This window comes from Methylocystis rosea SV97 (assembly GCF_000372845.1).
Classification (GTDB): Bacteria; Pseudomonadota; Alphaproteobacteria; order Rhizobiales; family Beijerinckiaceae; genus Methylocystis; species Methylocystis rosea.
Window position 1 is genome coordinate 1,050,272 of the sequence record NZ_KB889963.1, and the last position, 24,823, is coordinate 1,075,094.

Sequence of the window (24,823 nt, forward strand, 5' to 3'; positions counted from 1 at the left end):
GCTTAGAGCGCCGACTCTTAGCAAGCCTTTCTTCAGGACTCCCTCTCACCGAAACCGCTTTGGCGCCTTGTTCGGCGCGCTCACCCCTTTCGGGCGGCGGCGCGCTGGCGGCTGATGGCGCCAGCCGCAGCCGCAGCGAGAGCCGTTAATGCCGCGCCTCAGCTGGATTTTTCATAACCGCTGGCGTTAGAAAGAACGCTGCGGCGGCGCGCCCGTCCTGACATTCCTGGCGGGGAAAATCGTGAGCTCCATGGCGCGGCTGCGCAAGCGTCCGCGGATACGCCTTGCGCGAAGCGAGTTACGCTTACGCTTAAGCCGCTCCGAACCAACGTCTCCAGGCGTCCGGATTGCGCCGGCCAAGCTGTAACAATAGGGCTGGATCGCTCTGCTTGGCGCCTGAGATATTCCTGTCCATCGGATAGCAAATGACCTTTTCAAACATGGACACGTTCTGGGTTGTAAACTGGTCAACGGATGTCGACGGAAAATGCAATTTCATCGGCCGGCAATGGCCAATAATTACCGGACAATCAGCCGAAGCTGCGATGGCAGAAGGATGGCTGCAAGCCTTCCACGCCGACGATCTGGAGTTGGTGAAGGTCGAGCTCGGTTTGGCGGGACGATCAGAGCGCCCGTTTCAGATCGTCGCAAGGCTTAGACGCAAGGATGGCCAGTTTCGCTGGGCGTTGGCGGTCGGCGCGCCGCACTATGATGAGCAAGGCGGATTCGTTGGCTACAGCGGCTCCATCATCGATTTCCATGATCGGATAGATATAACCGAGCGCAAAGAGCGCTTGGACGCGTTGCGGGCAAGTGAAGAGCGCTATCGTTCGCTCTTTGAGACGAGTCGCGACGGCATCGTCACCGTCGATATGAGCGGCCGTATTCTCGAAGCCAACCCCGCTTACCAGAAGATGCTCGGCTACACTCTCGAAGAGCTGAAGCGTCTAACTTATCAAGAACTGACACCGGAAGTCTGGCATGACATGGAAGCGGCGGTCGTGCGGGAGCACATTCTTCCGCGCGGCGAATCCGCCGAATATGAGAAGGAATATATCCGCAAGGATGGAGCGGTATTTCCGATAAGCCTGCGAACGTGGACCGTTGTCGACGAAAATGGCCGTGTTGTCGGCATGCGCGCATTCGTGCGCGACATCACCGAACGCAAGCAGACCGAGGCGGCGCTGCGCGACAGTGAGGAACGCTTCCGCGTAGCCTTCGCCAACGCGTCGATCGGCTTTGCGATGAACGGGCCTGACGATACGCACTTGGACGCCAACCGCGCTTATTGTGTGATCACCGGCTACACGCGCGAGGAACTTCTTGCCCTCAAGGGTTCGGAGCTGATCCATCCGGATGATTGGCCGGCCAACAGGGCCTTGGCCGAACGAATGCTTGCGGGCGAGATCCCCGGCTTCGTCGTCGAAAACCGCTACGTTCGAAAGAATGGCGAAAACATTTGGGTCCGCAAGAGCGTCTCGCTCATTCGCTGGGCCGACGGCGTACCGCGGTGGATCATCACTTTCGTTGAGGACGTCACAGAGCGCAAGCTGGCTGAAGAGGCGCTGCAGCAAAGCCGCAATGATCTTGACCGCGCCCAGGAGGTCGGAAAGATCGGTTGGTGGCGCATGGACGTGCGCCGGAACGTTTTGACCTGGTCGGACGAAAACCATCGAATCTTCGGCGTGCCGAGTGGGACGCCGCTGACCTACGACAGTTTTCTTTCCATCGTACACCCCGACGACCAGGCCGATGTTGACGCAAAGTGGCAGGCCGGCCTTCGCGGCGAACCCTACGACATCGAGCATCGCATCGTGTCCGGGGACGAGGTCAAATGGGTGCGCGAGAAGGCGTATCTGGAATTTGACGCGGCGGGCGCGCTTCTTGGCGGCTTCGGCATTACGCAGGACATCACCGATCGAAAGCAGGCGGAGGAGGCGCTGCGCGTGAGCGAGGCTCGGCTGCGGCTCGCGACCGAGGCTGCGAAGATCGGCGCGTTCGACTGGCGCATTCCGACGGACGTGAACATCTGGACGCCGGAATTGGAGGCGATGTATGGGCTGTCGCCGGGCGAGTTCGGCCGGAGGCAGTCGGCCTGGGAGCAGTTGGTGCACCAGGAGGACCGCGCGGGCGCAGCCGCCAAGGTCAACGAGACGTTAGCAACGGGCGAGCCCGTCGAGCATGAGTGGCGAGTCGTCTGGCCCGATGGCAGCGTGCACTGGATCGCCGGGCGGTTTCAAGGTTTCAAGGACGCGGCCGGCAAGCCGATGCGCCTCACAGGCGTGAACATTGACATTTCCGAGCGCAAGCGGGTCGAGGAGGCGCTGCGCGAAAGCGAGCTGCGCTATCGCTCTCTCGTCGAAGCGGCGAGCGCGATCACATGGAGCTGTCCGCCATCCGGACTGCATCAAAAGCCGCAACAGGAATGGATGGCCTTCACCGGTCAGACGGCCGAGGAAATGCTGGGGGACGGCTGGACCAAGGTCGTTCACCCTGATGACCTCGAGGCCGCGGCGGCGCGGTGGCGAGCAGCGCTAGGTAGCGGCGAGCCGTTTTGGAGCGAGCACCGCATCCGCCGACATGATGGCGAGTGGCGCTGGATGCGCGTTCAGGCTGCACCCATTCGCGCCGCAACCGACGAGATCGTCGAATGGTTCGGCAGCAATACGGACATCAACGATCTCAAGCGGGCCGAACTGGCGCTAAGGGAAAGCCAGCAGCAACTCGAGCTGGCGCTGGAAGCCGGCCAGTTGGGATTCTGGGACTGGCACGTGCCCAGCGGCCGGGTCATGTTCGGCGGCAGTTGGGCGTCCATGCTTGGTTATGAACTCAGCGAAATGGAACCCGATGTCCGAGCCTGGGAAAGGCTGATTCATCCAGACGAGCGTGAAATCGTTGCTGCTCGATTGGCCGATCATCTGGAGGGCCGCGCCGAAATCTATGAATGCGAGCACCGCTTGCTCCACAAAGACGGTTCCTGGCGCTGGATTCTGGACCGCGGGCGGATCGTGGAACGGGACGCAGCTGGCCGGCCGCTAAGGGCGATCGGCACTCATGCCGACGTGACCGCGCGTCATGAGGCTGAAAGCGCGCTGCAAGACGCCGACCGCCGTAAGGACGAGTTCCTCGCCACTCTGGCGCATGAATTACGCAACCCGCTCACCCCGATCCGGAACGCCGTGCATATCTTGAAGAGGAAATATGGTCCCCAATTTCCTGACACTCCGCTGCTCGCTATGGTTCAGCGACAGGTCGATCACCTAGTTCGCCTCGTCGACGACCTCCTTGAAGTGTCACGGATCAGCCGTGGCAAAGTCGACTTGCGAAAGGAAAGCGTCGCCGTGTCGGATTTCTTGCGGCATGCATTGGAGGCCTGTCAGCCGCTCATCGAAAACAAAGCCCACCGCGTAACCGTGAATGTCGCGGATGAGCCGCTGCGGGTTTTCGGCGACTCTGTCCGTCTGGCGCAGATTGCGGCCAATATCATCAACAACGCGGCGAAATACACCCCCCCGGGCGGCCGCATCGAAATTGACGCCGCGCGCGGGGGTAACGAAGTCGTGCTGCGGGTTCGCGACAATGGCGTTGGCATCAGCGCCGACATGATGCCGCGCGTCTTCGATCTTTTCGCGCAGACGGACGGCCAAATTCGGCTCTCCGAAGGTGGGCTCGGCATTGGCCTCGCGCTTGTGCGCAGCCTTACGGAAATCCACGGCGGCCGGGTGGAAGCGCGCAGCGCGGGCGTCGGCCGCGGCAGCGAATTCATCGTCAGTTTGCCGCTCGCGGATCGCGCCGATCCAGCTGCGTCACCCTCCTTGGGAGGCTGACGCTCCGTGTTCTTGCCGCATCATCCTATTCTGCGGCAGTCGGCGCATAGTTTGGATTGGATTCGGTGAGAACCGCGTCGAAGCCTTCAAATTCGGGACCGCCCAGATAGAGATCGCGGTTCTGACCAGCGTTTTTGTGGGCCTCACGAAAATGTTCGGAATGCGTCCAATCGATGAAGTGCTGCCGAGTCTCCCACAGCGCATGCGACGCATAGAGAACGTGGTCCTCCCGCTCGGGCCCCTTGAGCAAATGGAAGACGATGAAGCCGGGCCTTTCCTGAAGCCGCGACTGACGCGACCGCCAGACGTCCTCGAAGGCCTGTTCCTTTCCCTTGACGATTTTGAAGCGGTTCATTGCGACAAACATGACTCGGCTCCTGTCATTGGTCTCGGCGGGTTCCGCCAGCGTTCTTAGCTAATCGTCCCCAAGGCGAAAGGCAAAGAACCTGATCGAAGCGGCGACGGCTTGGACTCGATGATCCCTGATCTGACGTTCGCCGCAGGCGTGATCAGCAACTCTCCGCCATATGCCAAGCCTCAATGCTCTATCGCGCGGTAGCGGCTCCGCTAAGACCGAAACGCATTGTGGACCGGGGCGTTAAACTAAGTTAGGAGCGAAATCTCGCGGCTGCGTGAAGTCAGAGTCGGAGATCGCCGCTCGCAAGCATTTCCGAGAAACGCTCTTGAGGTCCTCGCTGACCATGGCGTGTGTAGAAATTGTCCATGAGTTGGACAAGCGTCTGCGGTTGCGGCTTTTGTCCGATGCGGACGATTTTGCGCAGACGGAAGTTGCGCTGCGACAGCTTCCCGGCGTCGCGTCCGTGCGCGCTAATCGCGCCTGCGCATCGTTGACGTTGGCGTATGACGGACAGCCTGAGGTCCGCGACGCCATTCTCGCGACAGCACGTCGAACGCCATCAGCGGCGGCCGATACCTGGCGGCCTCCGCCAGCCGCCAACGCCAGGCGCGTGACTCTCGCAGCCGGCGCGATCGCCGCCACGCTCCTCCTTCCCGCGCCGCTCGCCGCAGCGATCACTTGGCTCAACATCGCCGGCGTCCTCGCGCGCGGCATCCTTGCGGCGTCGCGCGGCAAGCTGAAGACCGACGTTCTTGATGCGCTCGCCATCGGCGTGCCGGCGGCGCGCCAGGAATATGCCACCGCCAGCGTGACCCGCTTCCTTCTCGCGCTGGCGGAGCATATCGAGGCCACCACCGTCCAGCAGTCGGATGAATTGCTGCGCTCGCTCCTGCGACAAGGGCCTGGCGACGTGTGGGTGGAACGCCACGACGGCGAACTCGCGCGTGTGCCTTTCATGCAGCTTAAAGGTGGCGAGCGCGTCGTCATCGGCGCCGGCGAAACCATTCCGGTCGACGGCCCGGTGGTCGCCGGCGACGCTTATGTCGATCAGTCGTCGGTGACCGGCGAAAGCCTTCCCCTGCCGCACGCGGTCGGAGATCAGGCGCTCGCGGGCGGCGTTGTCACCGACGGACGGCTCGTGGTCCAGGCTGAGCGCGTGGGCGAGGCGACGACGCCCGGGCGTATCGCGCGCTATATCCAGGAGGCGCTCGACCGCCTGGCGGAGATCCAGACGGTGTCCAGCGTCTTTGCGGATCGGCGCGTCGGCATTACGCTGGCCACGGCTGCAGTGGTGTTCGCCCTTACGCGCGATTGGCGTCGGATCGAATCCGTTTTCATGGTCGACTATTCCTGCGCCGTGAAGCTCGGCACGCCGATCGCCATAAAATCCGCAATGTATCGGGCGGCGCAAGAAGGCTGTCTGGTCAAGAGCGGAACGGCGATCGAAACGCTTGCCGGAGTCGACACGATCGTCTTCGACAAGACCGGCACGCTGACCCACAATACGTTGGAGGTCACGGACATTTGTCCGCTGGACCCGGGGATCGATGAAGAGCGCGCGGCCGCGATGGTGGCGTCGCTCGGCGAACACACGAGCCATCCTATCGCGCGCGCCGTCGTCGGGCTCGCGCAGCAGCGCCGGCTCGCCCATATCCCGCATGAGGCGGTGAATTTCATCGTCGGCCATGGCGTGGAAGCGAATGTCGATGGACGTCGCATTCGGTTTGGCAGCCGGCATTATCTCGAAGACGACGAGCACATTTCATTCGCGGACGCCCGCAAGACGGTGCGAGCGCTTCAAGAGCAAGGCAAATCGCTTCTCTATGTCGCCGCCGATGAGCGCCCGATTGCGGTCTTTGCATTGCGCGATCGATAGCGGTCGGAGAGTGCGCGCACGCTTGCGCAGTTGCGCGCGTTAGGAGTCAAGCGCCTCGTGATGATCACAGGCGATCGCCAGGCGCCGGCGCTGGCTTTCGTGGAGACGCTTGGCATAGATGCGGTGCATTACGAACAGCAGCCGCAGGACAAGGCCGACATCATAGCGGCGCTCAAACAGCAGGGTCGCCGCGTCGCTTATATCGGCGATGGCGTGAACGACGGGCCCGCATTGATGGCGGCGGATGTCGGCATCTCGATGCCGCGCGCCGCCGATATTGCGCGAGCCACCGCCGACATCGTGTTGCTGGAAGACAGACTCGATTCCGTCGCCACGATGCTCACCATCTCTCGGGAGGCAATGGGTCTGATCCATTCGAACTTTAAGATCGCGGTGGGGGTGAATTCGGCGATTCTGGGCGCTGCGGCGTTCGGCCGTCTTTCTCCTCTCACCGCCGCCACGCTGCACAATGGGACGACGATCGCCGTCCTGCTGCGCGCGCTGCTGAGCGGACGAGGGCGCAGTCCCGTCATAGAGAAAGTCTCGCGCGATTCAGTCGCACTCGAGCACAGCCGGGCGCAAGAATAATAGCAGAGCTCCTCCCGCTCGGCGGCGAAAGCGCCCGCCGGGTGAATCACGATTCGCTGCAAGCGTTGCGCCCAACTACGCGATCTGAAGCTCGATGTGTCTGCAAGGTCGGACGCAACTAAGACCAGCACCCTTGCGATCCCCTCGGGCCGTTCCGCTGCGTGATCGAATTCTGTTGGCTTCGGCGCTGCACGGTGACTGCGTGCGAGCCGTTTTGTTTACAACTTAAGCAACAAAGTACTATCTACTTTGGAATGAGAATAAATACAAGTAATATATGGTACTTATGTCACATGGTACTTAAAAGGCTTCCGAAATCACGACTACATAATTGACGAAAAAAATATATACGCGCTATGTGCAGCATACAACGCAAGGCGTCGCGCTGCATAATAGTAGAGGCGGAAGAATGAATAAGAAGCATTCCATATTTTCCTGCCTCGAGTCTTGGGAGATCGGGAAAAAATCCCGGCTTGTATGTAGTTTCGGCGCGCCGGTTGTGATCGCGCTCGAAATCGCATCGGCTTCGGCGCAGAACGCCTCGCAAACATTGCCTCCGGTGACCGTGGACGCCCCGCGCGATAAGCCGCAAGCCAAACCGCGGCAACAAACGCAACGTCCCGTCGCATCGAGCGCACGGGCAAGCAGCGTTCATCCGAGCGGCCCGAGACCGCATGTGGCTTCGACTTCGCGCGGCGCCACGTCCGCCGCCCCGCAGGTCGGGCCTCCGCTGCTCTCCGGCGCAAGCGGCGTCGCGCCGTCTCCGCCGACGGGCGAAATCGGCAATCTTCCGCCCGCCTATGCCGGAGGCGAGGTCGCTCGCGGCGCACGGCTCGGCATGCTCGGCAATCGCGATTTCATGGATACGCCGTTCAATATGACGAGCTACACGTCGGCGCTGATCGAGAACCAGCAGGCGCGCACCTTGCAGCAGGTCCTGGAGAATGATCCGTCGGTCCGCATGGCAACGTCGGCGGGGCACGTTCGCGAGAATTTCAGAATTCGCGGCTTCCCCGTGCTAGGCAGCGAGCTCGCGCTCAATGGCATGTATGGTCTCGCGCCCGACGGCCATGTGCCGACCGAATTCCTGGAGCGCGTCGAAGTGCTCAAGGGTCCGGGCGCGCTGCTCAACGGGATGGCGCCCTTCGGCGCGGTCGGCGGCTCGATCAATCTCGTCACCAAACATGCCAGCGACGCGCCAATCACAAGCGTCAGCACGGATTACACATCTAGTTCTCAGTTCGGCACGCATATCGACGTCGGGCGACGCGGTGGCGACCATAACCAGTTCGGCGTTCGCTACAACGGCGTTTATCGCAGCGGCGGGACGGCGCTCGACGAGCAGTGGAAAGTGCGTGGCCTGAATGCGCTGGCGCTCGATTTCCGCGAAGAGCGCGTCAGGCTGTCGATAGACGCCTATCACAGCCAGGAAATCTTCAAGAACGGCAGCGCATTCTTCGCGAGCTTCACTGGCATTGGAGCGGCGGCTGCGCCAAGCGCAAGCAAGAATCTGTTTGTCGGTACGAACGCCCGCTTCGAGAACGCGGCGGTCATGGCGCGCGGCGAACTCGATATTGCAGAAAATGTCACCGTTTTCGCCGGGATCGGGTTTTTGGACAGCCGGAACTTCGGCTTCACCAATGGAACCCAGGCCCCCAGCGTCAATCTCCTCGGTAACTTTACTGGACCACGAATCGTCAATCTGCGCGGCTACACCAATACGCTGTCGACGCAGGGCGGCATTCGTGGCCAGTTGGACACAGGCCCGCTGCGCCATCAATTCGTGCTGAGCGCTTCGGCACTGAAATTAAGCCAAAGTTCGGAGTTCGGCTTCAGCGGGTCATACAGATCGAACATTTATCTGCCCGTCGTGCCGCCTCAGGCGCCGCCGCCGGCGGTCGTTCCGAACACGGCGTTCAATCCCAGTCGGCCGTATTTCGAGACCGATCCGCGAAAGACCGGAGAGAACTATCTCGCCAGCCTCGCCTTCGCCGACACTATTTCCGCGTTCGACGATCGTATCCAGTTTATCGGCGGGCTTCGCAGTCAGCGCGTGATGACCAAGACCTATCAAGCCAATACCGGCTTGGAGACCAACTCCTATGATAGCCATCGTCTCTCGCCGGCCTATGCGTTGATCGTGAAGCCTTTCGACAATCGGCTGTCGCTTTACGCCAACTATATCGAGGGCCTCAGTCAGGGGTTGCGAGTCACCAATCCGCTCGCAACCAATTTCAACGAGTCGTTTCCGCCCTTTGTCTCCAAGCAGATCGAGACTGGCGCGAAGCTGGATTTGGGCATTCTTGCGAACACGCTGAGCTTCTACGAGATTACGCAACCCACTCTTTCGACCGTGACGAGCGGAGGCCTGCTCAGTTACAAGCCGGTCCGGCAGCGCAACCAGGGCATAGAGTGGAACGTCTTCGGCGAGCCGATTCCCGGCGTCCGCGTGCTGGGCGGCGTCACCTATATGGTCGGCGTCATCACGCAGAGCGCTGACGGAAAGACCACCGGAAAGAACGCCTTCGGCATACCAAGATGGCAGGCGAACTTTTATGGCGAATGGGACCTTCCCTATCTGGTCGGGGTGACCGTGGAAGGCCGCGTCATCTATACGAGCGCCCTCTATGTCGACTCGTTGAACTATTACCGAATTCCTGAATGGGCGCGCTTCGACGCAGGCGCTCGCTACACTACGAAGATCTACGGCACAGACATGACGCTGCGGGCGAATGTGAACAATCTGTTCAACCACAGCTACTGGTCTGGAGCGTTTAACGACGGTTTCGCCACGCTCGATGCGCCGCGCACCGTCCTTCTGTCGGCGACCTTCAACTTCTAAGGATAGGAGCGGACGATGATCCTCTCGCCCGCAGCTATTCAATTCGCGGCCTGCGCGGCCATCGCGGCGGGCGCCGCCAGCCTCTATCTCGGCGCGCAGAATCAGCGCTGGCTGTCGCGGCCGCTGCCTGGGTTGTGGAGCGGCCTCGCTGGCGCGGCGCTGCTGCTTCTCGGCGCGTTTCTGTGGAGTCAGGTGGTTCAGCTTTCGACCGCGATTTTCGCGGCGCTCGTTTTTATCATGCTTCTGTTCATCGTCTTCCCAGCCCTAGGAGCGCTGCGAACCTTCATCAGGAACGCGCTATGAGTCAGATCCGACGCGATTGGGTCAGCAAAACCTCGGCCGGCGCCATTCTAGGCTTCAGCCTCGCGATCGGGCTTGCGGGTCTCTTTGCGTGGCTCACTCCCGGCGGACTCGCAACTCCGAATAAATTTCAGCTCGTGATGTGGCTTATCGCGCCGATCTGGCTGACGACGCTGAGTCTGTGTTTCTTCTTTTCGAGCGGTATGCGCGCCTGGCTCTGGCTGGGTGGCGTAAATCTACTGGCATACGCCGGCCTATTCGCCTGCCGCTCTTTCCTTCGCTAATTGGGACAACGCACGATGCGCAGCGACGTTGTTCGACTCTATAAGGTTGTTCATACTTGGACAGGCATCACCGCCGGGATGTTTATGTTCATCGCCTTCTACGCCGGCTCCATCACGGTGTTCGCCGAGCCCCTCGCGCGCTGGGTTTCATCCCCCGCTCCAGTCCGCCTCACCGCTCTTGCCCGATCGGATGAATTGATCGCGCACACGCTTGCCGTTCGTCCTGACGCCGCGAAGGAATTCACACTTTATCTGACCGATACCGAAGATCTTTGGGCGCGCCTCACATGGCGAAAAGGCAAGGACGACAGGACGCCATGGTCGGCGGAACTTTCTTCCGGAGGTGACTTGCGCCTGGCGCAGTCATATCGCTCGAGTCTTGCCGACTTTGTCGACAACATTCACCGAACCGCGGGCATTCCAGGCGCCAATGACATCGGCGAGACCATCATGGGCGTCGTGAGCGCCGTCTATGCCGTCGCGCTTGTGTCGGGCTTGATCATCGTTCTGCCTTCGCTCGTTAAGGATCTCTTCGCGCTGCGAATCGGCGCCAATCTCAAACGCATGTGGCTCGACGCGCATAATGTCGTGGGCGTCGTCAGCCTGCCGTTCCACATCGTCATCGCGCTGAGCGCGGTCGTTTTCTGCCTGCACGAACCCCTGTACGACGCGCTCGACTACGTCGTCTATGACGGCCGTCTGAAGTCAGTCATGGCCGCGAGCAACCCCTTCAACTCGATCAAAAAGGACGAGCGACCCGCGCCGATGCTGCCCGTCAACACGCTCCTTGAGCGGGTGAAGGCGGCGTCGCCGAGTTTCGTCCCCGCCGAGATGCGTTACCGAAACGCTGGACTTCGCGGCGCCTCGGTTCAGGTTTGGGGTTATGACGCCCGCTATATGACGCGAGGAAAGGGGTTTGCGGTCATCAGTCCGGTTACCGGCGAGATCGCCAACACGGACTATCTGCCGGGCAGAGAGGGAACTTGGACGGGCGTCGTGGCGACGTTCTTCGCCCTGCATTTCGCTACCTTCGGCGGCGATATCGTGCGCGTCTGCTACTTCCTTCTCGGCATCGCGGGCGCCTTCCTTTTCTATTCCGGCAATTTGCTTTGGATTGAGTCTCGCCGGCGAACTGAACGGCGAAACGGCGGGCCCGTAAATCAGAAGACATCGACGCGGCTGATGTCCGCCGCGACGGTCGGCGTTTGTCTCGGCGCGATCTGCGCGATCTCCATCACGATCGTGGCGGCGAAATGGTTGAACGGCCGCGTCGCGAACATCGATGTGTGGCACAATGGCGTTTATTACGCCGTGTTCCTTGCGAGCGTGCTTTGGTCGTTTCTCAGGGGAGCGGCCGCGGCCAGCGTTGAACTTCTCTGGCTTGCCGCGATAGCCGCCGCTGCAATTCCTTTCACCTCACTGTTCAGTTGGGCGTCGCCTGCGCTCGGCATGCAAGGTTCGGCGAGCATGGCCGCGCTCGGCGTCGACCTCGTCGCGCTTTCCGCCGCCTTATGTTTCGTCTGGATGGCGCGCTCTGCAGCTCATCGCGTGGAATATGGGCCCGCCGACAGCGTCTGGGCGGCGTCACACCGGCAATTACAGGAGGCGACGCGATGACGACGCCCTGCGAGCAATTGTTGGAAGCGCGCTTCGGCCAAGACGTGGGCTCCGATCGCTGGTGGCGTCGGATCGCCATCGAAGGCTGCCCAGTTGTCCAGGCGATAGGCGGGGACCGGGCGCGCGTATTGTTCTTGTGGCGAGACCCCGAAGGCGATGCGACGGCCTCAAGGACTCTATCCGTTTATATCGATATCTGCTCAGTCACTGATCATCATAGCAATGAGCCCGCCTCTTTAGAGCGGATCGCCGGAACGGATGTCTGGCATTGGTCCTTCGAGGTAGAGGCTGAATGGCGCGGAAGCTACTGCTTCATTCCTCTCGATGACAACCATCTCCATGGCGCCCGCGGCGCTGACGGCGAGATCACACTTAGAGAGTGGTGGCGCTCGGCGCTGAAGTTCGCGCGGACCGATCCGTTGAACCCCAACCTTGGCTATGTCGGTCTGAGCGGACAGCCGTTATCCGCGGCGCATCTTCCGCAAGCGCCATTCCAAACGGCGTGGCGAGACGTCGACCGTAAAAACCGCGCAGCAGCCGATCAAAGTCGCCTGCATCAAATGGAATGGAACAGCGCTCAGCTGCGTAACAGTCGCCGTGTTTGGATTTATCGCACTGGCGCGACGCCTAAAGGAGGAAAGCTTCCTCTCGTCGTGCTCCTGGACGGCCAATATTGGGCCGAAGCCATGCCGGTCTTCTCGGCCTTGGATCATGCCACACAAGCCGACTTGCTCCCGCCCAGCGTCTATGTGCTCATCGACTCGCTCAACGCAAACATGCGTCGTCGTGAACTCGCGTGTGACGAAGCCTTTCTAGAGGCCGTTCAGCAGGAGCTTTTGCCAATCGTGGCTAGCGTCGCGCCGTGCGGCCACGATCCGAGCAAGACCGTCATAGCGGGACAGAGCTTTGGCGGACTCGCGGCGCTTTTCGCAGGACTTCGCGCGCCAGAATGCTTCGGTTGCGTGCTCAGCCAGTCTGGCTCGTTTTGGTGGCCGGGAAGTTATGGGGGGGAGGAGCTACGCCCGCACGTTCCTGACACGCGCAGCCATGCGCGAGATGTCGTCGCGGATTTGATCGAGAGCAGCAAGAGCGACGTTTCCCGTCTTCGCGTCTTTCTTGAGGCTGGAAGCTTTGAGAAAGTCATTCGCGTCGCCAGCGACCGCGTTCACCGGACTCTCATCGACGCAGGGCACGACGCCCACTATCGCGTCTATTCGGGCGGGCACGATCCGCTCTGCTGGCGCGGCGGATTGATCGACGGACTGTCTCTTCTGCTCGCCGACCATCGTGCAGCGCCCACGGGCGTTACGGCGTCTCGCTCGGACGCTTCAAGACTGGCCATTACAAACGCGACGGAGTGAATGTGTGAACGACGCGCAGGCAAATCCATTCGACGACGAAAGCCTTACGTTTCTCGTTCTGGTGAATTCCCAGGGACAACACAGTCTCTGGCCAACATTCGCCCCGGAGCCCGCGGGCTGGCGACGACTCTTCGGTCCGAGCGATCGCAGCGACTGCGTAAAATTTGTCGATGAGCATTGGACGGACATGCGCCCGAAATCTCTTCGTGAGGCTTCCCGTCCGCGCTGATCGAATGATTTCGTAAACAGCCTATCTTTTGAGGGGAACGACAAGTGCTTCTGGCTCCGCCTTTGCGACCTTCCTTGCCGATCGCGCTTGAACTCCCGCTCATTGCCGCGCAGCCCGGCATCTGGATGGGCGATCAGGTTTCGCCGACGCGAAACGCCTTCATTGTTGCGCAATATGTGGAGCTAAATGGCGACGTCGATCTTGAATCTCTACGCCTCGCCATTCGCATCGGACTTTCCGAGGCCGATACAATTCACGCCCGATTTATCGAGTCCGAGGGCCGGCTCTCGCAAATCATTCCTCAACGCCGAAACGCTGGAGAGTCGCCTGATCCGGATGTCGTTGACGTCAGCGTAGAACCCGATCCGGAGGCTGCAGCGCTTGCCTTCATGCGCGCCGATCTGGCGGCGGATCTGCCACTGGATGGCGACGCGTTGCTCTATCGGCACGCGCTGATTCGTCTCGGTGAAACATCGAATGGCGAGCGTTGGTTCTGGTATCAGCGATACCACCATTTGATGGTCGACGGCTTCAGCTTTACCGCCATCGCGCGGCGCATAGCCGATATTTACACGGCGCTAAGGCGCGGCAAGCCTTTAGGGGATTCGCCTTTCACCTCCTTCGCCGAGGTCGTCGAAGAATACCAGTCCTATGAGGGCTCGAAGGCGCAGGAAGCAGACCGGTTGTTTTGGTTGGACCACGCCAAAAAACTGCCCACTCCGATCGCATTGTCGCAGCCGAGCGCGAAGGCCTCTCAGGCTACGGATGTGTCGTTGGCGCTGCGGCGGAGAATATCTCTTCCGCCAGATGTTATGACAGCGTTCGAGACGCAAGGCGCCGCAGTTCGCGTCTCCGGCGTCGAAATGGCGATGGCGGCCGTCTTCGCATATCTGCATCGGATGAGCGGCGCGACGCGGTTGACCGTCGGCATGCCCTTCATGCGACGCATGGGATCCATCGCGCTCTTCGCCGCAGGTCCTGTCGTCAACGTCCTGCCTGTACAGCTGAGCGTGGCGCCATCGATGGTGCTGTCGGAGGCGGCGACAGCGCTTGCCTCGGAATTGAAGGCGGTGCGCCGACGCCAACGGTACGAAGCCGAACAGCTGCGGCGAGATCTCGGGCTGGTCGGCTCGGATCGCTCTCTCTACGGGCCGATGCTCAATCTCAAGATGTTCGATTATCGGCTCGATTTCCATGGCGTCGCGGGCGTGACGCATCAGCTGGCGTCGGGGCCGGTCGAAGACATGGAAGTCGATCTTTATGTCGACGACGGCAGGTTGACGATTGATCTCGTCGCGAATTGCGATCGCTACGACGAGCAGGATCTGGAACTGCACGCGGAGAGGCTCGCCTGTCTCGTGGAGCGCCTCGCGGAAGATCCCAAGCTCGCAATCGGCGCGGCGCCGCTCCTGACCGAAGGCGAGCGCGCGCTGATCGGGTCGGCGAACGACACGGCGAAAGATGTTCCACGACTGACATTATGCGACATGCTGGCCGCCCAGGCGGCAAAGACGCCAGACGCTATAGCGCTCGTTGATGCAGACCACACGTTGACTTATCGAGAGGTTCGGCGCCAGGTCTCTCGATTTGCGCAGATGCTTGCAGATGCGGGGGTAATCGCCGAGGATCATGTCGCGATCGCGCTTCCCCGGACTGTTCACTTAAGTCTTGCGATCATGGCGGTGCTTGAAACGGGCGCCGCCTACCTGCCCCTCGACATCAATTATCCCGACGAGCGACTGGCTTATATGGCCGAGGACGCAGCGCCGCGCGTGATCATCACCACCGAGACTCTGCGTAGCCGGTTCGAAAGTATGGGACCGGTTCTGATCTTCGATGAGCTTGCGCCCGGTGTCGAAGAACATCCCTCAGCGCCAAAGACGACGCTCACGCTGGGCCACCCCGCCTATATCATCTACACGTCAGGCAGCACCGGAAAGCCGAAGGGCGTCGTTGTCTCTCACGGTGCGGTCGTCAATCTCCTTTGCTGGCTTCAAGACGAATATTCGCTAAACGCCGACGACGTGGTTCTGCAGAAGACGCCCTGCAGCTTCGATGTCTCGGTCGGCGAGTTCTTCTGGCCCCTGACATGCGGCGCGCGTCTCGTGATGGCGCCGGAAGACGTGGACCGTGATCCCGAAGCCCTGCTGCAGGTCATCCGCGACTATCAGGTCACGACGATGAATTTCGTGCCGTCGCTGCTTGCCGCCTTTGTCGCCGGCGTTCGGGCGACGGCGAACGCCGCGCGTGACGCTGTGAGCGTGCGCGCAGTGTTCTGTATTGGCGAGGCCCTGTCGAAGGAACTCGCTGAAGCTTTCGAGATGCTTTTTCACGCCCCTCTGCATAATGTTTATGGACCGACAGAAGCGACGGTCGAGGTGACCTATCAACCTGCATTCGGACAGGCGCTCGCGTCGGCGCGGGGACCGGGCGTGCCGATCGGGCGCCCTTTGTGGAACACGGGCTTGCGCATATTGGACGCGCGCTTGCGCCCCGCGCCGATCGGCGTCGCCGGCGATCTCTATCTGGCGGGGTCGCAGCTTGCGCAGGGCTATTGGCGCCGCGCTTCGCTGACCGCAAGCCGGTTCGTCGCCGACCCCGAAGCCGATGGCGAGCGCATGTATCGCACCGGCGACATCGCGCGCTGGCTGCCTGACGGAACGGTCGATTATCTCGGTCGTAGGGACGATCAGCTTAAGATTCGCGGCCAGCGAATCGAGCTCGGCGAGATCGAAAGCGCTCTGCGGGATCAGCCGGGCGTTGGGCGAGCGGCGGTTATCGCGCGCATTTTCGGCTGCGGGCATGCGTCGGCGCTTGCTTCTGACGCTCGACAGCTCATCGGCTATGTCACGCCCGCGACGCGTGGCGGCGAACTCTACGGCGACGCGCTGCGCGCGGCGCTGAGCACGCGCCTTCCTGCCTATATGACGCCTGTTGCGATCGTGGTTTTGGAAGAATTTCCACTGAGCGCCAACGGCAAGCTCGATCGGAAGGCTTTGCCCGATCCGTCCGAAGCGGCTCAATCAGAAAGTCGTCAGCCGCTTCCTGGACCCGAAGCAATGCTGGCCGAACTTATCGCGGGCATCTTGCGCGTGGACCACGTCGGCGCCGATGACGACTTCTTCTTTCTCGGCGGCGACAGTATTTCCGCGATAAGCCTTTGTGCGGCGCTGCGTCGGCGCGGCGCCTTGTTGCGGCCGCGAGACATCTTCGAGTGCCGCAGCGTCGCGCGTATGGCGAAGGCGCTCGAGTCGAAGTCTGACGTGGCGCCCGCCGAAACTCTTGAGACCAACGAAATCAGCGAGTCAGAGCTAGACGCGTTGCGGGAGCGTTACGGCCCAATCGCCGCCGTGTTGCCTGCCTTGCCGTTACAAGAAGGACTGCTGTTCCACGCCCGGCTCGGCGAGCAAGCCAGCCGTTACAACGCTATCTCCCGCTTTGATTTCGAAGGGCCGCTTGATGTCGAAAGGCTCAAGGATGCGCTGGAGACGCTGCTCCGCCGTCACCCCCAGCTGGCCGCCATCTTCGACGTTCAAGAGGGCGCGGCGCTGCAAATCCTTCCGCTGCTCGATGAGGGTTCCAGTCTACGTCACTGGCCGTGGAAGCGTTGCAATCTCGACGCATGCGATGAAGAGCAGCAGTTCGCCGAACTCGATCGTCTCGAGCGGGCGGAGCTCGATCAAGAGTTTCTTGGGGTGGAGGCGCAGGAGCGGATGATGGCGCAGGCGACGCTCGTGCGCCTTGCCGCCGACAGGCATGTACTGCTCATCTGCTCGCATCATTTGATCGGCGACGGCTGGTCTTCAACGATCATGCTGCGAGAGCTGCTCGGCGCCTATGCGGGTCATGCGCTGCCGCCTCTCACTCCCGATTATCAAACGGTCGTGCGTCGCCTCGCCAGCCGTGACCCGGTCCCGGCGCGTCTCGCCTGGCGAGAGGCGCTGCAGGGCGTTGCGCCGACATTGCTGTTTGAAGACACGAAGCGCTTGGACGCTATTCATGAGCTGCCGCTTAATCTTCGGCCCGGATTCCTGGAAGAGCTCGAGGCGCTGCGCCGCAGCCGCGGGCTGACGCTCAACACGTTGATGCAGGGCGTATGGGGCGCTTTCCTTGCAACAATGACGGGCCGCAACGACGTCGTCTTCGGGTCGCCAATGTCGGGCCGTTCCGAGGCGATCGAAGGCGTCGAATCCCACATCGGACTTTTCACCAACACGCTGCCGGTCCGCTTGCGGCTGCGCCCGGATCAGCCGCTGCTCGAGCAGCTTGCCAATGTCCAGCAACGACAAATTCGCCTGCTGGAGCATGACGGCGTTGGGCTTGGTGAAATCCAAAGGCTGTGCGGCGTTTCAAACCTGTTCGACACATTGCTCGTGGTGGAGAATTATCCGGAAGACACGAATCTGTTCGCGGCGGACTTCGGCGGTCTGCGATGCGTCGGCGCCCGCAATCGCGGCTATACGCATTATCCTTTGACGCTGATGGTTCTGCCGGGCCGCGAACTGGAGCTGCGGCTCGAATATCGCGAAGGCGTCAAGGAGCCGGAGCGCATTGCCCGCCGTGTGACGAAACTGCTCGAACAGATCGTCGACCGACCCGACGCGCCGCTCTCTGCGATGCACGTTTTGCTCACCGACGAGCGTGATCTGCTCGCGCGCGTCAACACGACGAAGGTGGCGAATCATCCGAGCACCCTGTGCGAACTGCTGGCGGATCAGGCGCAGTGCACGCCGGACTCCATAGCGCTGGTCGACGGCGAGCATGCGCTGTCCTACCGCGAGGTTCGGCGGCAAGTGACGGCGCTCGGACGCAACTTCGTGGCCACCGGCGTCACGGCCGGCGACATCGTCGCGATTGCGCTGCCGCGTTCTGTTCGACTCGTCATCGCGCTGATTGCCGCGCAAGAAGCGGGCGCCGCCTATCTGCCGCTCGACACCAGCTATCCGGAAGAACGTCTTGCGTACATGGTGCAGGACGCCCGACCTCGCCTCATCGTCACCACGTCTGAGCTGCAGGATCGCTTCGAGCGATTGGGCGCATCGCTCGTCTATGATGAGCTGTTGGATGGTCCGAACGAAGACGCGGTGAAGACCGAGGCCCGTTCCCCAAGCCCCGAAGATGCGGCCTATGTCATCTATACCTCTGGCTCGACCGGTCGGCCTAAGGGCGTGACGGTCTCCCACAAAGCCATCGTCAATCGTTTGCGCTGGATGCAGCACGAGTACCGATTGAGCGCCGACGACGTCATTTTGCAGAAGACGCCAAGCAGCTTCGATGTATCGGTATGGGAGTTCTTTTGGCCGCTGATAACGGGCGCGCGTCTCGTCGTCGCGCCGCCCGAAGCGCATCGCGATCCACGCGAGCTGCTTCGGCTCATTGAGGACCACCGGGTCAGCGTGATCCATTTCGTTCCGTCAATGCTCGCGACCTTCGTCGCGACGGCCAAATCCGAGTCCGGCCATGCGGCGGACTCCAGCAGTTTGCGTCTCGTCTTCTGCAGCGGCGAAGCGCTGTCAAAGGAATTGGTGCGGTCATACGAGACACTGTTCAGCGCGCCGCTGCATAATCTCTACGGTCCGACAGAGGCCGCTGTCGACGTCACCTATCAACAGGCCTGCGGAGTAGGCGCAGAAGACGCTGCTGAGGCGGCCAGCGTTCCCATCGGGAGACCTGTGTGGAACACAGCCTTGCGGGTTCTCGACGGTTGGCTGCGGCCGACGCCGGTCGGAGTCGCTGGCGAACTTTATCTTTCTGGCGTCCAACTTGCCGATGGTTACCTCGGCCGCCCGTCGCTCACGGCCAGTCGTTTCGTCGCCGATCCTTTTGCGGACGGCGAGAGAATGTATCGCACAGGCGATATCGTCCGCTGGCTCGCGAACGGAACCGTCGAATACCTTGGTCGAGGCGACGACCAGATCAAGATCCGCGGTCAACGGATCGAACTCGGCGAAATCGAAAGCGTGCTGCTGGAGCAACCCGGCGTCGCGCAGGCCGCGGTCATAGCAAGAGCGACGGGCGAACGCGTCGGCGGCGGCGCCGATGAGCGTCAACTGATCGGCTATGTCGTTCCATCAATGGATGCGGAACTCGACGGCGAGGCGTTGCGCGGCGCGCTTTTACGTCGTCTCCCCGGCCATATGACTCCGACGGCTGTCGTCTGCCTGAAGGAATTTCCGCTGAACGCCAGCGGCAAACTGGACAGGAAGGCGTTGCCGGCGCCGGGAAGCGCGCTTCCTCGCCAAGGCCGCAAGCCGCTTCCGGGAATTGAGACGACTCTTGCAGAAATATTCGCGCGCGTTCTCGGCGTCGATGCGGTCAACGCCGACGACGACTTCTTTGCACTCGGCGGACATTCCTTGCTCGCCATGCAGCTCGCCGCGGCGTTGGAGACGGAATTCAAGACGCCTGTCTCCGTCGGCGAAGTCATCGTCAATTCGAGCGTTGAGCGGCTTGCGCGCGCGCTTTTCGACGAACAAGCGGGCGAAGAGCGCAAGGCGGGCTTCGGCGAAGTTCTGCATCTGCGCTCGGGCGCCGATGCGCCGCTGATCTGCATTCATCCAGCTTCCGGCTTTTCGTGGCAGTTCAGCGTCCTCACCCGCTATCTCCAAAGCGACTGCCCCGTGATCGGCCTCCAGTCGCCGCGGCCGAACGGAGTCATCGCCGTCTGCGATACGATGGATGAGGTCTGCAAGAGACATCTCGAAACGATCCGCAGAATTCAGCCTCGTGGGCCTTACCGGCTGCTCGGCTATTCGCTTGGCGGCGTGGTGGCGCAGGCGATTGCTGTGCGACTCGTCGAAGAAGGCGACGTGGTCGACTTTCTCGGACTTCTCGACACCTATCCGCCAGAAATCCAGGACTGGAGCAGACCGCCGACGGAAGACGAAGAGCGCGAGATCGAGACGGAGCGCGCGCTGTTCATGAACGCCTCCAAAGACGCTCTCGACTCGGCCCTGGCGAAGGAAAAGGCCGAGATGTTCGGCAACATCATGAAGAACTATGAAGATTCAGTGCGTCTACTCTCCACGGCGAGGACGGCGCGCTATCCCGGAGCGGCAACGCTATTCGTAGCGAGGCGGACCTTGCCGCCGGGAATGGACGTCCAGGAGACCTGGCGTCCCTATGTGGGCCAGCTCAACGTCGTCGACCTGGACTGCGCCCACACGGACATAGTCTCTCCGCGCTCCCTGCAGGCTTTGGGGCCAATCCTCAACGACTTGCTGCGCGACATAGAGGCGAGGAGCTAGGGATGGACACTCAGCCCTCCGCAGAAGCGTCGCAAAAGACACGCAACGAAGGCCATGCCGTGTCGTCGGGTTCATCTCGTGATCCGGCGGGCGCCGTCGTCAAGAACAAATCTACTCTGCTGTTGGACCTCAGCCTGCTGCGCGACAATGCAGCATTTCGCACCGTCGTCATTGCGCGAACCCTGTCGGTGTTTTCGCTGGGCATGCTGACAGTGGCGGTCCCAGTTCAAATCCAGGAATTGACCGGCTCGCCTATGCAGGTCGGAATATCCATGGCGCTCGGCGGCGGCGGCGCCTTCGCCGGGCTGTTGGCGGGCGGGGTGCTCGCCGATCGGTGGGATAGACGCAAGCTCATCCTTTTTGCGCGGTCGGTGTGCGGCATTGGCTTCGCCGCGCTCGCCGTCAATGGCTTCAGCTCGTCGCCATCAGTGCTGGCGATCTATGCGTTGGCGTTGTGGGACGGATTTTTCAGCGCGCTTGGCGTTACTGCGCTGCTCGCCGCCACGCCTTTTCTCGTCGGCCGCGAAAATCTTGGCGCTGCCGGCCAGTTCAACATGCTGACGGTCCGCATGGGCGGAATCCTCTCTCCGGCGATCGGCGGGCTGGTGATTGCGTCTTTCGGCGTGGGCTGGAATTATCTCGCAGCCGCGATCGGCGCGCTGCTGACCGTCGCTCAGCTCATGCGGCTTCCGCCGATGCCTCCCGCCAGACGCGAACCGCAGCACCCCCTACGTGCGCTTGGGGCCGGCGTAGGCTATCTTTTCGTTAACAGGCTCGTCGGCGCCGTCGTCGCAGTGGGCGCGCTTGTTAGTCTCGGCGGCGGCGTTCGCATTCTCTTGCCGGCGCTTGCCGAGGACGTATACCGCGTCGGGCCGTCGGCGGTGGGGATGATGTATGCCGCTGCGCCGCTTGGTGCGACGGCGGCCGCCTTAACGGGCGGTTGGCTCGGCGGCTTTGCGCGTTCCGGAGCGCTACTGTTCGCAAGCGGCGCGGCGGCTTTCGTCGCGCTCGGGTCGCTCGGATTTATCAGCGATCCTGTCGTCGCCTTTGTGGCGCTCGCGGGCTTTGGCTATTTGAGCTCGATCGCATCGCTTCTGCAGTTCACTCTTGTCCAACGCCACACGCCGGAACATTTGTTGGGCCGGGTCAATGGTCTATGGGCCGCCCAGGCGGTCACCGGCGACGCCTTTGGCGCGCTTGCGCTTGGAGGCCTGACTCGTGTTTTTCCGCTGACGTCAGCCATTCTCATTTTCAGCCTTGTCGCGCTTCTTTCGAGCGGGGCGATGGCGATCGGATTTCGTTCCCTTCGTCTCGCCTCGTCAAAGAGGAGCGAGGATTTGCCTTCGACGAGCGCCGAAACGAGCGAACGGCCGCAGCCTCAACTCTCGAAGACCGAGAAAGCTTGATGTGCACGCCGCGCATGTAAACGACGCTTTTTGATGAAGAACGAAATCGATAGCGATAGAGGTGCGACATGAATGCGATTAATCTTGCTCCTTCAGCTTCGACCATTGAAGCCAATCCCAGCTTTGTGTTCACTTCGCCGCACCGAAGCATCAAGGCATTCGGCGTTGCCGAGAGAATTTGCCTTTCGGCGTGCGGCGCGGCGCATTCGGACAGTTTCCTGCAGACGGCCGTGCAGGGCGCAATCAATCGGGCGCGGCAGGCCGGACAGGCGAATCCCATCGTTGCGGGCGCCATTCCTTTCGACATAAGGCAGCCCTGCTCATTGTTCGTGCCGATGAGTTATACGGATTTCGCAAGAGAGTCGCTGATGGTCGAGGAGCCAGGCTTGGAGCGGGCGCCCACGGTGCTCGGCATGCGTAGCCTCCCCGACAAGGACGCATTCAAAGACGCCGTCACGCGCGCTATCACAAGCTTTCGCGCCGGTAAAATGTCGAAAGCGGTTCTATCCCGCATCCTTGAAATCGAACTCGCGCGACCGGTCGACGTCACAGCGATCTTGAACGCCTTGGTGAAGCAAAATCCCAGCGGCTATCATTTCAAGGCGCCTTTGGGCGATGGGGCGATATTGCTTGGCGCAAGTCCTGAGCTCCTGATCCGAAAGGACGGCGCCGCCATTCGCTCCAATCCCTTGGCCGGTTCGGCCAAACGCAGATCGGACCCGGAAGAGGATCGGCTGGCGAGCCGCAAGCTGTTGCAGTCGAACAAGGACAATTTCGAGCACAGGCTTGTTGTGGATGAAATACAGGAAGCGCTGGAGCCCGTATGCAAAGCTCTAACGACGCCCACTGAGCCAGCGCTCATGAACACGTCGACGATGTGGCATCTCTCGACATTGATCACCGGCGAGCTGGCGAACCACCACACCTCGGCGCTTCAACTTGCTTGCCGTCTGCATCCGACGCCAGCGGTCTGCGGCTATCCAACCGCTGAGTCGCGGTCGTTGATTGGCGCCCTCGAGCCATTCGACCGCGGCGTTTTCAGCGGCGCCGTCGGATGGTGCGATTCAGAGGGTAATGGCGAATGGGCGGTGGCGATAAGGTGCGGAACGGTTCACGACAAAGCCATCCGACTCTTTGCCGGCGCCGGTATCGTCGAAGCTTCTGATCCAGAATCCGAATGGGCGGAAACTGAAGCCAAGTTAGGCACGATGCTGCGCGCCTTCGGAATAGAAACGGGGGAGCGCCCCGCATGCCGATAGAGTTCACGCCCTGGCCCGACGCCTTCGCCCGCAGATACCGCGACAAGGGTTATTGGCGCGGCGAGCCGCTGACCCAGATTTTGCAGCGCGCCTGCCATCCTCATCCTGACGCGGCCGCGCTCATTTGCGGCGAGCGACATCTCACTTACGCTGAGTTGGACGCTAAGTCCTCGCGACTTGCGTCTAGCCTCATGCGGCGCGGAATAGAGCAGGGCGATACGGCGCTCGTTCAACTTCCCAACGTCGCCGAGTTTTACATCGTCTTTTTTGCGCTGCTCAAAATGGGAGTGGCGCCGGTCAATGCGCTGTTCAGCCACGATAGGCAGGAGATGACGGCCTATGCGCAGCAGCTTCAGCCCAGGCTTCTCATCGCGTCCGCCGAACATCGTCTCTTCGCGGATGGCGTCTATGTCACAGGCTTGCGGAGCTTCGCGCCGGCGTTAAGCGTCATCGCGATCCACGGACGTACTGGATATGCTGAAAACCTTGAGTCGCTGTGGGAATGTGACTCAGACGGCGCGGAGGACGAACCGCGCCCGTCTGCGGCCGATCAGGTGGCGTTTTTCCAATTGTCGGGAGGCAGCACCGGCGTTCCCAAGCTCATTCCACGCACCCATGACGATTACTTCTACAGCGTCCGGAGAAGTGCGGAAATCTGCGGTCTGACGGCGGAGAGCCGCTACCTGTGCGCGCTACCCGCGCCGCATAATTATCCGCTCAGTTCGCCCGGCGCGCTCGGCGTCTTTCACGTCGGCGGAACAGTGGTGATGGCGCGAAATCCGAGCGCGGATCTCTGCTTCGATCTCATTCGCCGTCACAAGGTGAACTTCACGGCCATCGTTCCGACAATCGCTACGTTATGGCTTGACGCGGCCGCCGCCAACGACTCTCGCCAAGCGCCGAATCTCACAGTGATGCAGGTCGGCGGCGCGCGACTGAGCGAAACGGTCGCCCGCCGAATTGTCGCCGTATTCGGCTGTCGGCTGCAGCAGGTTTTCGGCATGGCGGAGGGGCTCGTCAACTACACGCGTCTCGATGATGCGCCCGAGCGCATTTTCACGACTCAAGGCCGGCCGATGAGTCCCGATGATGAGCTGAAAGTCGTCGATGCAGATGGCGAAGAGGTCGCCGCGGGCGAAGTCGGAGAGCTGCTGACTCGCGGTCCCTACACGATCCGGGGGTACTATCGCTGTCCCGAATACAACGCCCGCGCTTTCGATGAAGATGGTTTCTATCGCACAGGCGATCTCGTCGTGATGACGGCGGACGGCGATGTGAAAGTCGAGGGCCGCAAGAAGGATCAGATCAACCGGGGCGGCGAGAAGATTCCCGCTGAAGAGATCGAGAATGTGCTGCTTCAGCACGAAGCTGTGGTCCACGCGGCTCTTATTTCCATGCCTGACGCCGTTATGGGGGAGAAAAGTTGCGCTTACATTGTCACGAGCGACGCGGCGCTAAGGCCGATCGCCTTGCGCAAGCACCTTCGCAGCCAGGGTGTCGCTGAATTCAAAGTCCCTGACCGTTTTGAGTTCGTCGATCAAATGCCGCTTACCGCCTTTGGGAAGGTCGACAAGCAAACGCTGCGCGACGACATCCAGGCAAAGCTCAACGCCTAAACGCAAACAGGAA

General features: G+C 61.4%; 12 protein-coding genes and 1 pseudogene. 12 read left to right on the forward strand and 1 reads right to left on the reverse strand.

Translation table 11 applies throughout. The features are described from left to right. Window positions 1-425: 425 nt before the first annotated feature. Window positions 426-3,827: a PAS domain S-box protein gene (locus A3OO_RS0105690; protein ID WP_018406871.1), complete on the forward strand. Its 3,402-nt coding sequence runs from the start codon at window positions 426-428 to the stop codon at window positions 3,825-3,827. Between the two features lie 25 nt (window positions 3,828-3,852). Here the strand turns inward: A3OO_RS0105690 and hmuQ are convergent, their stop codons facing one another. After that, entirely contained in the window at window positions 3,853-4,194 is a 342-nt protein-coding gene (hmuQ, locus tag A3OO_RS0105695) for a heme-degrading protein HmuQ (protein WP_026222724.1), read from the reverse strand. Window positions 4,195-4,528: 334 nt separating this feature from the next. Here hmuQ and A3OO_RS21195 point away from each other — a divergent pair. The 11 genes and pseudogenes from A3OO_RS21195 (at window position 4,529) to A3OO_RS0105750 (ending at window position 24,810) form a co-directional block, all read left to right on the forward strand. Next, window positions 4,529-6,649 (forward strand): annotated as a pseudogene (locus A3OO_RS21195) (heavy metal translocating P-type ATPase). 676 nt (window positions 6,650-7,325) lie between these two features. Beyond that, entirely contained in the window at window positions 7,326-9,491 is a 2,166-nt protein-coding gene (locus A3OO_RS0105705) for a TonB-dependent receptor (RefSeq protein ID WP_245257112.1), read from the forward strand. Between the two features lie 15 nt (window positions 9,492-9,506). Beyond that, window positions 9,507-9,794: a hypothetical protein gene (locus A3OO_RS0105710; protein ID WP_018406876.1), complete on the forward strand. Its 288-nt coding sequence runs from the start codon at window positions 9,507-9,509 to the stop codon at window positions 9,792-9,794. After that, window positions 9,791-10,075, forward strand: a complete 285-nt coding sequence (locus A3OO_RS0105715; RefSeq protein WP_018406877.1) for a hypothetical protein — start codon at window positions 9,791-9,793, stop codon at window positions 10,073-10,075. The genes A3OO_RS0105710 and A3OO_RS0105715 overlap by 4 nt, the downstream gene beginning before the upstream one ends. Window positions 10,076-10,090: 15 nt before the next feature. Further along, window positions 10,091-11,692, forward strand: a complete 1,602-nt coding sequence (locus A3OO_RS0105720; RefSeq protein WP_040573651.1) for a PepSY-associated TM helix domain-containing protein — start codon at window positions 10,091-10,093, stop codon at window positions 11,690-11,692. Further along, window positions 11,689-13,053, forward strand: a complete 1,365-nt coding sequence (gene fes, locus A3OO_RS0105725; protein ID WP_018406879.1) for an enterochelin esterase — start codon at window positions 11,689-11,691, stop codon at window positions 13,051-13,053. The genes A3OO_RS0105720 and fes overlap by 4 nt, the downstream gene beginning before the upstream one ends. A gap of 4 nt (window positions 13,054-13,057) precedes the next feature. Further along, a complete protein-coding gene (locus A3OO_RS0105730) occupies window positions 13,058-13,282 on the forward strand; it encodes an MbtH family protein (protein WP_018406880.1) in 225 nt (74 codons plus the stop codon). A gap of 74 nt (window positions 13,283-13,356) precedes the next feature. Further along, the gene (locus tag A3OO_RS0105735) at window positions 13,357-20,529 is read left to right on the forward strand and encodes a non-ribosomal peptide synthetase (protein WP_018406881.1); all 7,173 of its coding nucleotides are present in this window, start codon (window positions 13,357-13,359) and stop codon (window positions 20,527-20,529) included. A 2-nt stretch (window positions 20,530-20,531) separates the two neighbouring features. After that, window positions 20,532-21,935, forward strand: a complete 1,404-nt coding sequence (entS, locus tag A3OO_RS0105740) for an enterobactin transporter EntS (RefSeq protein ID WP_018406882.1) — start codon at window positions 20,532-20,534, stop codon at window positions 21,933-21,935. Between the two features lie 68 nt (window positions 21,936-22,003). Continuing rightward, window positions 22,004-23,194, forward strand: a complete 1,191-nt coding sequence (locus A3OO_RS0105745; RefSeq protein ID WP_018406883.1) for an isochorismate synthase — start codon at window positions 22,004-22,006, stop codon at window positions 23,192-23,194. Continuing rightward, window positions 23,185-24,810: a (2,3-dihydroxybenzoyl)adenylate synthase gene (locus A3OO_RS0105750; RefSeq protein WP_018406884.1), complete on the forward strand. Its 1,626-nt coding sequence runs from the start codon at window positions 23,185-23,187 to the stop codon at window positions 24,808-24,810. Before A3OO_RS0105745 ends, A3OO_RS0105750 begins: the two co-directional genes overlap by 10 nt. Window positions 24,811-24,823: the final 13 nt, after the last annotated feature.